This window comes from Dietzia maris (assembly GCF_014144855.1).
Taxonomy (GTDB): domain Bacteria; phylum Actinomycetota; class Actinomycetes; order Mycobacteriales; family Mycobacteriaceae; genus Dietzia; species Dietzia kunjamensis.
In genome coordinates this window covers 1-12,650 of the sequence record NZ_JAALDN010000131.1, presented here as the reverse complement: position 1 = coordinate 12,650, position 12,650 = coordinate 1, and the positions used below count along the sequence as shown (strand labels likewise).

Below are 12,650 nucleotides of genomic sequence, written 5' to 3'. Positions count from 1 at the left end.
CACGCGAGGACGTGACGGCGGGCCGGCTGCCCTCCGGTCGGGCCAGGGGGCGTCGCGGCGCACGGGTGGACCGCGCCGACACGTCACCGGGCCGGTCGAGGTGCGCGACCCGTCCACGATGGTCGTCGGGGCAGACCTCGGTCCACCGCGCGGCCGGACGTGGGTGGGACTGAAGCTCGACAACGGTCATGGTGGCTCCCTACTCGATACGGTGTGCGATCGTGATTCGCACACCTGTATGTGTTTCTCAGTACATATGTTCGAATCCGAACTCCCCTAGAGTTGTATCACGCGACTCCGACACAGTCACGATCCACGGAGGAATTTCTTCGAACACGTGTGTGGCGCGCCGCAGCCCGTGGCACTAGGGTGTAGACAGATCACAGCGTCGAACATCCATTCGCCGAAGGGACCACACGAGATGCCGAAGCCCGATTTCGAGTCACTGACGGACCGACAGAAGAGCGTTCTGCTCCACATCCACGACACCGTCAAGGAGCGTGGCTATCCGCCGAGCATCCGCGAGATCGGGGACGCGGTCGGCTTGCAGTCCACGTCGTCGGTGGCGCATCAACTCCGCACGCTGGAGAAGAAGGGCTTCCTGACGCGGGATCCGCACAAGCCGCGGGCGGTCGATGTCCACGGTGTCCCGGGGCAGAAGTCACGGGGCCGTCGGTCACCTGCTCCGGAGCCCCAGCGTCCGGGCGGCGCGGTCGAACCCGTCTACGTCCCCGTGCTCGGCCGGATCGCGGCGGGCGGGCCCATCCTCGCGGAGCAAGCCGTCGAGGAGATCTTCCCCCTGCCGTCGGACCTCGTCGGATCAGGTGACCTGTTCATGCTCAAGGTCGTGGGCGAGTCGATGATCGACGCCGCCATCTGCGATGGCGACTACGTGGTGGTCAGGCGGCAGAACGTCGCGGACAACGGGGAGATCGTCGCCGCCATGATCGACGGGGAGGCGACGGTCAAGACTTTCCGGAACGACTCGAGCGGAGTCTGGTTGCTGCCCCACAATCCGTCGTTCAGCCCGATTCCGGGCGAGCACGCGACGATCCTCGGCAAGGTCGTGACAGTGTTCCGGAAACTCTGAGTCCCGGTTCGAACGACGCGCCGCCCGTCCCCGAAGGGGTCAGGCGGCGCCGTCATGTGGACCGCGGGCGGCGAACTCGTCGAGTTCGCCGGCCACGGACGCGGGCAGGCGGACCACCAGCCGGGTTCCGTCCTGGGTGTGTTCCTCCTCGACCACCGCGCCCTCGGCGTGGACCCGCGACACCACGTCCCCGCGGGAGTACGGGACGGACAGGGTCACCTCGGTGTCCCCGGAGGCGACGATCTGCGTGATTCGCTCGAGGAGTTCGTCGACACCCTGCCCGGTGACCGCCGAGACGAACACGGCGTCGGGCAGCGCGTGGTGCAACTCGGTGAGGACCACGGGATCCGCGGCGTCGGTCTTGTTGATCACCAGGAGTTCCCGAGGCCGCTCCGCGTTCTGCTCCTCGACCACCTCGTTGATCACCTTGCGCACCGCCTCGATCTGGCGGAGCGGGAAGGCATCCGAACCATCCACGACGTGGAGGAGCAACTCGGAGTCGACGACCTCTTCCAGTGTGGACCTGAACGCCTCGACCAACTGGGTCGGCAGGTGTCGGACGAATCCCACGGTGTCCGTGAAGACGACTGCTCTGCCGTCAGGCAACTCGGCCTTGCGCGTCGTCGGGTCGAGTGTGGCGAACAGGGCGTTCTGAACCAGGACGCCGGCTCCGGTGATCCTGTTGAGCAGGCTCGACTTCCCGGCGTTCGTGTAGCCGGCGATGGCGATGGACGGCACCGGAGTGGAACGCCGTCGGTGCCGTTTGGTGTCCCGGGCCTGCTTCATCCCCTTGATGTCCCGGCGCAGACGGGCCATCCGCTCGCGGATCCGACGCCGATCGGTCTCGATCTTGGTCTCACCCGGGCCACGGAGACCGACGCCGCCGTTGCTCCCGGCACGACCGCCCGCCTGGCGCGACAGCGACTCGCCCCACCCACGCAGACGGGGGAGCATGTACTCCATCTGGGCGAGGGTCACCTGGGCCTTGCCCTCACGGCTGGTGGCGTGCTGCGCGAAGATGTCGAGGATCAGCGCGGTACGGTCGATGACCTTCACGTTGACCGCCTTCTCCAGCGCGAGCAACTGTCCCGGGGTGAGTTCGCCGTCGCAGATGACGGTGTCCGCGCCGGTCGCGGCGATCACGTCCTTGAGGACGCTGACCTTGCCCGACCCGATGTATGTGGCGGCATCGGGCTTGTCGCGGCGCTGGATGAGCGCGTCGCACACTTCCGATCCCGCGGTCTCGGCGAGCTGGGCGAGCTCGTCCATCGCGGCGTCCGCCTGCGCGGCGGACCCTTCGGTCCAGACACCGACGAGCACGACCCGTTCGAGTCGGAGCTGGCGGTACTCGGCGTCGTTGACGTCCTGGAGTTCGGTGGAGAGCCCCGCCACCCGGCGCATCGAGGATCTCTCCTCGAGCTGGAAATCACCGATGGACGGATCGAGGTCGCGTGTCGGCCGGTCAGCGGCCGTGTGATCAGTAGTCATTCGGGTTCATCTTCTCACACCGGGCCCCCGGTGTCCCGTGCGAGACGGTGTGCTACCGACCACGGTGGTAATGACCGCGGGCGACGAGTGTGGACGGCCCGGTGAGCGAGGACCCGGCCTCGGTGAGTGAGACCTCCACCTCGCCGCCGGGGACCACCACGACGACGTCGCCCGTCGCCTCCCCCGAGTCGGCCAGCGCGGCGACCGCGGTCGCGACGATTCCGGTTCCGCAGGACATGGTCTCCCCTGATCCCCGCTCGTGGACCCGCATGGAGACCCGACCGTCCACCATCGGGGTGGCGATCTCGACGTTGACGCCGTCGGGGAAGAAGTCCCGGTCATACACCGGGCCCTCCTGCACCGGCAGCCCGGCGAGGCCCGCGGCGTCCAGATCGGGGACCACACAGGCGAGGTGCGGATTGCCCATGTCGACGGCGAGTCCCGCGAAGGTCCGGCCACCGACCTCCGCCGAGGACAGACCCAGCAGACGCGGCTCCCCCATGTCCACCCGCACCACCGCGTCATCACCCGAGTGTGAGAGGACCTCGGCGGGGCGGGCCCCTGACCGCGTGCCCACCGGGATCGAGCCGGCCTCCGCTCTCCCGGTCCCGACGAGGGCGTGGGCGAAGACCCGGACCCCGTTGCCGCACATCTCCGCGATGGAACCATCGGCGTTGCGGTAGTCCATGAACCAGTCCGCACCGTCCACGCCGGGCGGCAGGGTCGCGAGCACGCCGCGGTCAACGAGGGCTCCGGCGGTCGCGATCCGCAGGACTCCGTCGGCGCCGATTCCGCCACGCCGATCGCACAGTGCTCGTACGAGGTCCACGTCGAGGTCCAGGTCGGCCTGATCGTCCGGGAGGATCACGAAGTCGTTGAGGGTGCCGTGGCCCTTGAGGAAGGCGATACCGTCGGGCTGCGAGGCCTGGCGCGTCGAAGTCATGACGAAATCGTACTCGCCGGCGGGGACCGTTCCGCACTGTGGAAATGTCGGATGATGCCGGACGGTACGCCCACTAGAGTCGACTTGGAGAACGGTCCCCTACCTCCAGGAGAGCATCGATGTCCGAACGCATCACTGTCGGCGGAATCCAGGTCGACGAGGTCCTGTACGACTTCGTCAACTCCCAGGCGATCCCGGGCACCGGGGTCGATCCCGACGCGTTCTGGGCGGGCGCCTCCGAGATCTTCACCGAGCTGTCCCCCCGCAATCGCGAACTGCTCGACACCCGCGACCGGTTGCAGTCCCGGATCGACGCCTGGCACCACGAGAACCCGGCGCCGATCGACCCGGGCGTCTACAAGGCGTTCCTGCAGGAGATCGGGTACCTGGTTCCCGAGCCCGAGTCCGTCTCCGTCACGACCGAGAACGTCGACGCGGAGATCGCCACGGTCGCCGGCCCGCAGCTCGTCGTGCCGGTCATGAACGCCCGGTTCGCGATCAACGCGGGTAACGCCCGCTGGGGTTCGCTCTACGACGCCCTCTACGGCACCGATGCGATCCCGGAGTCCGACGGCGCCGAGCAGGGCTCGGGGTACAACAAGGTCCGCGGCGACAAGGTCATCGACTGGGCCCGTGAGTTCCTCGACGACGCCGCACCGCTGGCGTCGGGCAGCCACGTGGGCTCCACGGCCTACGCCGTGGTCGACGGAGGCCTGCAGGTGACCGTGTCCGACGGGTCGACCGCCCGGTTGGCGGCCCCGGAGAAGTTCGTGGGCTACCTCGGCGAGCCCGCGAGCCCGTCCTCGGTCCTGCTGTGCAACAACGGTCTGCACATCGAGATCCAGATCGACCCGGACTCCCCCATCGGCTCGACCGACGGCGCCGGCGTCAAGGACGTCGTCCTGGAGTCCGCCGTCTCCACCATCATGGATTTCGAGGACTCGGTCGCCGCCGTCGACGCCGAGGACAAGACCCAGGGCTACAGCAACTGGCTGGGGCTCATGAAGGGAGACCTGTCCGAGGAGATCACCAAGGGCGACAAGACCTTCACCCGTGTCCTCAACGACGACCGGGTCTTCACCGCGCCCGACGGTTCGGGTGAGGTCCGTCTCCACGGCCGCTCGATGCTGTTCGTGCGTAACGTCGGCCACCTGATGACCAACCCGGCCGTGCTCGACGCGGACGGCAACGAGATGCCCGAGGGCATCCTCGACGCACTGGTCACCTCGCTCGCCGGCATGCACGGGATCGCCGAGGGCAACGAGCGCCGGAACAGCCGACACGGGTCGATCTACATCGTGAAGCCCAAGCAGCACGGGCCGGAGGAGGTCGCGTTCACCACCGAGCTGTTCGGTCGTGTCGAGAAGCTCCTCGGGCTGCCCGAGAACACCCTCAAGGTGGGCATCATGGACGAGGAGCGTCGCACCTCGGTCAACCTCGCCGCCTGCATCGCCGAGGCCACCGAACGAGTCGTGTTCATCAACACCGGCTTCCTCGACCGGACCGGCGACGAGATCCACACCTCCATGGAGGCCGGGCCGATGATCCGCAAGGGCGAGATGAAGGGCGCCCGGTGGATGAACGCCTACGAGGACTTCAACGTCGACACGGGTCTGGCGTGTGGCCTGCGTGGCCGCGCCCAGATCGGCAAGGGCATGTGGGCCAAGACCGACCTCATGGCCGAGATGCTCGCCGAGAAGATCGGCCAGCCCCGGGCCGGCGCCAACACCGCGTGGGTGCCCTCCCCGACCGGCGCCACGCTGCACGCCACCCACTACCACCGGGTCAACGTCATGACGCGTCAGGAGGAACTCCTCGCCGGGGGTGCCCGCGCGAGTGTCGACGACATCCTCACCGTCCCCCTGGCCCCCTCCACGGACTGGACGGACGAGGAGAAGAAGGAGGAGGTCGACAATTCCTGCCAGACCATCCTCGGTTACGTCGTGCGGTGGGTCGAGCAGGGAATCGGTGTCTCGAAGGTGCCGGACATCCACGACGTCAACCTCATGGAGGACCGCGCCACCCTGCGGATCTCCTCGCAGATGCTGGCCAACTGGATCCGCCACGACATCATCACCGCCGACGACGTCGAGGATTCGCTGCGCCGGATGGCCGAGATCGTCGACAAACAGAACGCCGGCGACGACGCCTACCGGAACATGGCACCGGACTTCGAGAAGTCCATCGCCTGGCAGGCGGCCCGGGAACTGATTCTCGAGGGCACCAGGCAGCCGTCGGGTTACACCGAGCCGATCCTGCATCGCCGTCGTCGCGAATTCAAGGCCGCCAACGCGGGCTAGACCGGCGCCGGCCGACCCGCCGACCCGCCGCGGAATCCGCCACCTCCGCCCGACCTCCGATCCCGCGCCAGTGGGGCCGGATCCGGGCGGTGGGTGGCGGATTCGTCGCTGTCACGGCCAGAAGCGTCCGGCTCCGGGCCCGATGGCGTCCGGCCCAGGGTCCCGTGGGCTCCGGCGGGTGGGCACGCTCGAGGGCGGGAGGTCAGGGGACGAGCCCGGCCACGGCCGCACGAAGGATCGCGACGGCGGCGTCGCGGCGATCGCGCGTGAACCTGGCCTCGGGCCCGGATGCCGACACCGCGAAGGCGGCGTCCCCGGTACCCACCGCGATGGCGACGCAGCGGACGCCCTCCTCCTGCTCGGACTCATCGGTGGCGAACCCCGCCTGTCGCACCACACGCAGCTCCTCGATCAATCTGTCGGGGTCGACGATGGTCGAGTCGGTGAAGCGGCGCATGCCCGCCCTGTCGAGCATGCTGCGGACCTCGTCGTCGTCGTCGCCCGCGACCAGGGCCTTGCCCACCGCGGTGCAGTGCACGTCCACCCGTCGTCCCACCTCGGTGAACATCCGCATCGAGTGTGGGGACGGCACCTGGGCGAGGTAGACGACCCCGTCGCCCTCCCGGACGGCGAGGTTGGCGGTCTCCCCGGTGCCCTCGACCACTGCGGTGAGCACCGGCACGGCCCAGGACGCGGTGGCGCGTCCGGCGACGTCGCCTATCCGCTGGAGACGCGGTCCCAGCAGATAGTCGCGGCCCGCGTCGCGCCGGAGGTGACCGCTCTCCGCGAGGGTGCCGCACAGCCTGTGGACGGTGGCGGCCGCCAGGCCCGTGTCGGAGACCAGGTCCCCGAGGCTCGCCCGGCCCCCGCGGATGCTCAGCGCGTCGAGTAGGTCGAAGGCCCGGTCGACGGACTGGACCCGCGGGCGCCCGGATCCGGGGCTGCTCACGGTCGGCCCTCCCCGAGGATCCCCAGCGCGGCCTCGAGCGGGCGGGGTGTGTGGGCGTCGCGTCCGTGGGTGTCGGTGTCGATCCATCGGATCCGGTGATCCCGGCCGAACCATGACCGCTGGCGCCGGACGTAGCGGCGGGTCCCGATCACCGTCCGTTCCTCGGCGCGGGCCGCCCCGGCGTCGTCGATCCGCTGCTGTGCGTCCATCTCGTCGAGCACCTGGGCGTAACCGATCGCGCGTCGTGCGGTAACGCCCCGGAGCAGTCCGACTCCCACGAGCCGGCGGACCTCCGGGACGAGCCCGTCGGCGAACATCGCGGCCGTACGCGTCGTCAGCCTCTCGTCCAGTTCCGGCAGACCGCAGCGCAGGCCCAGCATGCGCGTGCCCCAGCGCGGCTCCCCGATCGTCGGTCGGGAGGCGGAGAACGGCTTCCCGGTGAGTTCCACGACCTCCAACGCGCGCACGGTGCGCCTGGGGTCGCTGGGGAGGATGGTCTGCGCGGCCTCGGGGTCCACCTCGGCGAGTTCGGCGTGCAGGGCCTGCACCCCGATCTGTTCGAGGCGACGTTCGTAATGGGCCCGGACCTCCGGGTCCGTGTCCGGTATCGACCACCCGTCCACGAGCGCCTGGATGTACATCATCGACCCCCCGCACAGGATCGGCACGTGGCCGCGATCGCGGATCTCGGAGATCTCACGTTCCGCCTCGGTACGGAAGTCCGCGACACTGGCGGTCTCGGTGACGTCCAGCACGTCGAGCCGGTGGTGCGGGATCCCGCGCCGCTGAGCCGGCGCGAGCTTGGCGGTCCCGATGTCCATCCCGCGGTACTGCTGCATGGCGTCGCAGTTGACGATCTCCCCGCCGAGTCGCTCGGCGAGGCCGAGCGCCAGCTCGGACTTCCCCGTCCCGGTCGGCCCCATCACGGCGACGGGAACACGCCCGGTCATGACGGTGCCCCGGGTTCGCCGGGAGTGGCGGCCGGCGCGTCGACGACCACCGTGGCATTCGCGGCGGCCTCCGGTGGCCACCACGCGCTGTGATACCCCACCCCGAATGGCGCCCAGGACAGGGCCTCGACAGCCGTGCGGTCCGCGACGAGGTCCGCCAGGACGCGCCACGCGGGCCGGCTCCACCAGCCGATCTCGTCGGCCACCGGCTCGCCGGGGTCCGGGAGCTCGCCGGAGCTGCGCAGCCATCGGGTCAGCTCCTCGTCGAGGGCGATACCGCGGGGATCCTCGGGGACGGGAGCTCGCGGAGTGAGGGAGGCGGGGCCGTCGGCGACGACGACGACGAGGTCGTCCGACACCGGCGTGGGGGTGGGCTGCGCTCCCCCGGTCACGCCGATGAACCTCCTCGGGAGGTCGATACCCGCCAGGTCGAGCAGCCACCAGGCGATCAACGCCGGGTCGGGAACCGCCCCCTGCGGCGCCGGCGGGGAACCGGGCGGACCCACGGGCACGTCGACCCCCCACCTGGAGAGCGAGGAGCGCATGTCCCCGAGACCTCTGCCCGCGCGGTCGGTCCCCAGGACGACGACCCGTGCAGCGCCGCGCCCGGCCCGGCGGAGCATCTCGCATATCGCGGCCACCCCGCTCTCGGTCTCGGCGACCGCAGAGCCGGACAGCTCCGGCACGAGGACCGGCGCTCCGGGGACCAGGACGACAGAGGGGCTCACACCCGGAAACCCTACTGACCGCCCCCGACACCGCGGAACGGACCCGTCCGGGGATACCGCGGGGATACGCCGGACACCCGGGCGGAGGTTGGTACACACTAGGAGGATGCCGTCTCCTCGAAACGGGGCGGCGAGGCGATGACCGGTGCGATCCCGGTGATGGTGCCGTGACACGCGGCAGAAGGAAACGAGGACGACATGACCGAGCAGTCACCCACCGCCCAGGGCGGATCGAGTTCGGGCGGAGCGAGTTCGGGCGGAGCGACCCCGATCCCCGGTCCGAGGCCGGGTGCGCCATCCCCCGCCGCGCTGGCACGCAAGGTGGCACCGCGGCCGACCCCCGCGGGTACCCCAGGGGTCACGCGCGCCTCGGACCCGTCGCAGTGGGGTCGCGTCGACGAGTCGGGCGCGGTGTTCGTCCGGACCTCCGACGGTGAGCGTCAGGTCGGGTCGTGGCAGGCCGGTGCTCCCGAGGAGGGCCTCGCGCACTTCGGTCTGCGCTTCGATGACCTCGCCGCCGAGGTCGCTCTGCTCGAGACCCGTCTCGAGTCCCATCCGCAGGACGCCAGGAAGACCCGCGCCTCGGCGGAGACCCTGGCGGAACAGATCCCCACCGCCGCCGCCGTGGGCGATCTCGATTCTCTCGCCGCGCGTGTGGCTGCGGTGATCGAGCGTTCCGGCGAGGTCGAGGCCGTGTCGAAGCAGCGCAAGGACGAGCAGCGGGCGGCCGCGATCGCCCGGAAGGAGGCGTTGGCGGACGAGGCCGAGGAGATCGGGGCGTCGTCGACTCAGTGGAAGTCCGCCGGGGACCGTCTGCGCGAGATCCTCGAGGAGTGGAAGACGATCCGGGGTATCGACCGCAAGACGGACGACGCCCTGTGGAAGAGGTTCTCCAAGGCCCGGGAGGCGTTCAACCGTCGCCGGGGCTCGCACTTCGCCGAACTGGACCGCAACCGCGCCTCGGTCAAGAAGGTCAAGGAGGACCTGGTGGAGAGGGCGGAGGCCCTGTCCGGGTCCACCGACTGGAACGACACGGCCACGGCGTTCCGTCGTCTCATGGACGAGTGGAAGGCCGCCGGCCGGGCCCCGCGGGATGCCGATGAGGCCCTGTGGAAGCGGTTCAAGGCGGCCCAGGACACGTTCTTCGACGCCCGCCACGCCGCCGCTGCGGAACGGGACGCCGAGTTCGAGACCAACGCCCAGGCCAAGGAGGCCCTGCTCGCCGAGTACGAGGGCCGGATCGATCCTGCGGCCGACCTGGGCGCCGCCCGGTCCGCTCTTCGGCAGCTGCAGTCGCGGTGGGAGGAGATCGGCAAGGTCCCGCGCGAGCGGATGGGTCAGCTGGAGGGGCGTATTCGGGCCCTGGAGAAGCGTGTCGCCGATGCGGCGGACACGGAATGGCGTCGTACCGACCCGGAGGCCAAGGCCCGCGCCGGCCAGTTCTGGGACCGGGTCCATGACTTCGAGGAGCAGGCCGCGAAGGCGGACGCTGCGGGCAAGAACAAGGACGCCGAGAGCGCACGGGCCCAGGCCGCCCAGTGGAAGGAGTGGGCGGAGGCAGCCGAGAAGGCGGTCGACACCCGCTGACGCGCCCCACCGGCGGCCACCCGCTGACGCACCCCACCTGCGGCCACCCGCCGACGGGCGACGAGAACCCGCAGACGAGAAGAGCCCGGCCCGTCACGACGGGGCCGGGCTCTTCTCGCGCCGGTCATCAGACGGCGCGACGTCCGGGAGGTCGGTTCAGCGCCCGTCTCCGTGACGGGCGTTCTCCTCGAGCGTGATCTGCTCCGGGGTCCGCGCCCACAGCACACTCGCCAGCGTGATCACCAGAGCGAACACGATGATCTCACTGACGTAGAGGCCGATGCCGGGCCCGCCGAAGTCCTGCACATCGGGATTGGGGCCGCGACCGGACTGGCGGAGCCAGATCGCCAGCACGCCGTACACGGCGGACACGCACGTCGCGCTCCAGGCGATCCCGGCGGCCCACCACTTCTGCGTCATGATCATCGCTGCCCCGAACGCGATGGTGCCCACGGAGTACAGCAGGACGAACAGATGGGACGGCAGGGTCGTGTACTGCTCACGCGCCACGTCGGTGAAGAACAGGACGTCGAGTCCCCGCACCCCCTCGCTGTGCGGCAGGGCCAGGGCCACGGCCAACAGCACGATGAGGACGGCGGACGCCAGGTAGGCCCGCCCGATCACGAGGGTGCGCCCGAGGACGCGGTCACGGTCCCGCATCTCCGATTCCGCGTTCCGGGTGACTTCCATGATCCCCGCGATCGGATCGGGGCGCTCGTCGGTGCTCACGTGGGGCATCCCTTCTCGGTGGTGACTGGGGCGCTGACGGTGTCGCGCCGGAGCGTAGGAAGCCCGAGCCCGACCCCGATGGGCGGGGTCTCGGGCTTGTGGCCCGCCTCGTGACGATCGCCGGCCCGGGTTGCTCGGTGGCTGAGCACCCCGTCATCGGCGAGCAGGTGGTGCGGGGCCGCGGCGGTGACGCGGGTGGTCACCACATCTCCCGGACGCACCCGGTCGGCGTGGTCGCCGATGGGGGCGAAGTGTACGAGCCGACCGTCGCGGGCCCGGCCCGTCATCCGGGCGGTGGCCGCGTCCTTGCGGCCCTCGTCGGCGGTCACGAGGAGCTCGACGACGCGCCCGACCTGCTTCTGGTTCTCCTCGAGCGTGATGCGCTCCTGGAGCTCGATCAGCCGCTCGTAGCGTTCCTGGACCACGGTCTTGGGGATCTGGTCCTCCATGGTGGCCGCGGGGGTCCCCGGGCGGGGCGAGTACTGGAAGGTGAACGCGCTGGAGAACCGCGCCTTCTCGACCACGTCGAGGGTGGCCTGGAAGTCCTCCTCGGTCTCACCGGGGAACCCGACGATGATGTCGGTGGTGATGGCCGCGTGCGGCATGGCCGCGCGGACGCGCTCGATGATCCCGAGGAAGCGCTCGGACCGGTAGGAGCGTCGCATGGCGCGCAGGACGCGGTCGGACCCGGACTGCAGCGGCATGTGCAGTTGCGGGCAGACGGTGGGTGTGGAGGCCATGGCCTCGATCACGTCGTCGGTGAACTCCGCCGGGTGCGGCGAGGTGAAGCGGATCCGTTCGATCCCCTCGACCCGGCCGGCCGCCCGCAATAGTGAGGCGAAGGCTCCCTTATCAGAGGGCTCGTCGGGGTCGTGGAAGGACCGCCCGTACGCGTTGACGTTCTGGCCGAGCAGCGTGACCTCGAGTACGCCCTCGTCGGCGAGCGCCTGCACCTCGGCCAGTACCTCGCCGGGCCGACGATCGACCTCCTTGCCGCGCAGGGACGGAACGATGCAGAACGTGCAGGTGTTGTTGCATCCCACGGACACCGAGACCCACCCGGCGTACGAGGACTCGCGGGTGGCGGGCAGGGTCGAGGGGAAGTGCTGCAGGGAGTCGGCGATCTCCACCTCGGCCCGCTCGTTGTGGCGGGAGCGGTCGAGGAGCGTCGGCAGGTGTCCGAGGTTGTGGGTGCCGAACACGACGTCGACCCACGGTGCGCGGGAGACGACGACGTCCTTGTCCTTCTGCGCGAGGCACCCCCCGACGGCGATCTGCAGGCGGGGGTTCGAGTCCTTCCACGGCCGCAGATGACCGAGGGTGCCGTAGAGCCGGTTATCGGCGTTCTCCCGGACCGCGCAGGTGTTGAACACGACCAGATCGGGAAGGTGACCTCCGGCCGGATCGGCGTCGCCCACGAAGGGGACGTACCCCGCGGCGTCGAGGACCCCGGACAGACGCTCGGAGTCATGGACGTTCATCTGACATCCGAAGGTGCGAACCTGGTAGGTCCGGCGGGCGTCGCCCTCGGCATGCGCGTCCTGCGCCGCCGCCTGCAGGTCGGTCACGAGAGTATCCACGCAGGCCAGGGTACTCAGGGCGATGCGTGGGCCGCCAATTCGGCGTCCACGACTTTCACGGCCAACCCCGTCGGATAACCCCGCCGGGCCAGGAACGCGATGAGCCTGCGCCGCTCGCCCTGCACGTCCGGCCCGGACAGAGCGGCGCGCGGCCGGCGATCCAGCCGACCGCGAACCAGTTCGGCGGCCTGCCGGCGGTCATCCGACTCGTCGATCTCGCCGACCGCCCGGGCGATGTGCGCCTCGGCCACGCCCTTGTCCCGCAGCTCACGCTCGAGGACGCCGCGCGAACGGCCGCGGCGTCTC

The 12,650-nt window shown here is 70.1% G+C and carries 11 protein-coding genes and 1 pseudogene; 3 read left to right on the top strand and 9 right to left on the bottom strand.

Annotation, left to right across the window (positions count from 1 at the left end):
• Positions 1–190, bottom strand: a 190-nt coding sequence (locus tag G6024_RS16375; RefSeq protein ID WP_206680997.1) for a hypothetical protein, incomplete at its 3' end; no start/stop codon positions are given.
• Between the two features lie 189 nt (positions 191–379).
• Between G6024_RS16375 and lexA the strand changes: the two genes are divergently transcribed.
• Positions 380–1,090 (top strand): transcriptional repressor LexA, encoded by a 711-nt coding sequence (gene lexA / locus G6024_RS05075; protein ID WP_371517770.1) that lies wholly within the window; start codon positions 380–382, stop codon positions 1,088–1,090.
• 39 nt (positions 1,091–1,129) lie between these two features.
• On the opposite strand, the gene hflX is transcribed toward lexA, so the two are convergent.
• Positions 1,130–2,578: a GTPase HflX gene (gene hflX, locus G6024_RS05070; RefSeq protein WP_159148215.1), complete on the bottom strand. Its 1,449-nt coding sequence runs from the start codon at positions 2,576–2,578 to the stop codon at positions 1,130–1,132.
• A gap of 52 nt (positions 2,579–2,630) precedes the next feature.
• Positions 2,631–3,521, bottom strand: a complete 891-nt coding sequence (gene dapF / locus G6024_RS05065) for a diaminopimelate epimerase (RefSeq protein WP_159148214.1) — start codon at positions 3,519–3,521, stop codon at positions 2,631–2,633.
• Positions 3,522–3,640: 119 nt separating this feature from the next.
• Here dapF and G6024_RS05060 point away from each other — a divergent pair, with 119 nt between their 5' ends.
• Positions 3,641–5,821, top strand: coding sequence for a malate synthase G (locus G6024_RS05060; protein WP_159148213.1), 2,181 nt, complete (start codon positions 3,641–3,643; stop codon positions 5,819–5,821).
• A gap of 202 nt (positions 5,822–6,023) precedes the next feature.
• Here the strand turns inward: G6024_RS05060 and G6024_RS05055 are convergent, their stop codons facing one another.
• Genes G6024_RS05055 through G6024_RS05045 form a run of 3 tightly spaced genes read right to left on the bottom strand, consistent with a single transcriptional unit; the run spans position 6,024 to position 8,448 of the window.
• Entirely contained in the window at positions 6,024–6,770 is a 747-nt protein-coding gene (locus tag G6024_RS05055; RefSeq protein WP_159148212.1) for an IclR family transcriptional regulator, read from the bottom strand.
• Positions 6,767–7,720 carry a tRNA (adenosine(37)-N6)-dimethylallyltransferase MiaA gene (gene miaA, locus G6024_RS05050; protein WP_159148211.1) on the bottom strand — a complete coding sequence of 318 codons (954 nt, stop codon included), beginning with the start codon at positions 7,718–7,720 and terminating at the stop codon, positions 6,767–6,769. Before miaA ends, G6024_RS05055 begins: the two co-directional genes overlap by 4 nt.
• Positions 7,717–8,448 (bottom strand): class III extradiol ring-cleavage dioxygenase family protein, encoded by a 732-nt coding sequence (locus G6024_RS05045; RefSeq protein ID WP_182640318.1) that lies wholly within the window; start codon positions 8,446–8,448, stop codon positions 7,717–7,719. The genes miaA and G6024_RS05045 overlap by 4 nt, the downstream gene beginning before the upstream one ends.
• 198 nt (positions 8,449–8,646) lie before the next feature.
• On the opposite strand from G6024_RS05045, the gene G6024_RS05040 reads away from it, so the two are divergent.
• Positions 8,647–10,035: a DUF349 domain-containing protein gene (locus tag G6024_RS05040; RefSeq protein ID WP_159148210.1), complete on the top strand. Its 1,389-nt coding sequence runs from the start codon at positions 8,647–8,649 to the stop codon at positions 10,033–10,035.
• 156 nt (positions 10,036–10,191) lie between these two features.
• Here the strand turns inward: G6024_RS05040 and G6024_RS05035 are convergent, their stop codons facing one another.
• From G6024_RS05035 to G6024_RS05025, 3 genes and pseudogenes are all read right to left on the bottom strand, one after another.
• Entirely contained in the window at positions 10,192–10,773 is a 582-nt protein-coding gene (locus tag G6024_RS05035) for an Rv2732c family membrane protein (RefSeq protein ID WP_096905355.1), read from the bottom strand.
• The gene (gene miaB, locus G6024_RS05030; protein ID WP_159148216.1) at positions 10,761–12,332 is read right to left on the bottom strand and encodes a tRNA (N6-isopentenyl adenosine(37)-C2)-methylthiotransferase MiaB; all 1,572 of its coding nucleotides are present in this window, start codon (positions 12,330–12,332) and stop codon (positions 10,761–10,763) included. The genes G6024_RS05035 and miaB overlap by 13 nt, the downstream gene beginning before the upstream one ends.
• Positions 12,333–12,358: 26 nt before the next feature.
• Positions 12,359–12,650 (bottom strand): annotated as a pseudogene (locus tag G6024_RS05025) (regulatory protein RecX); the annotation flags it as partial.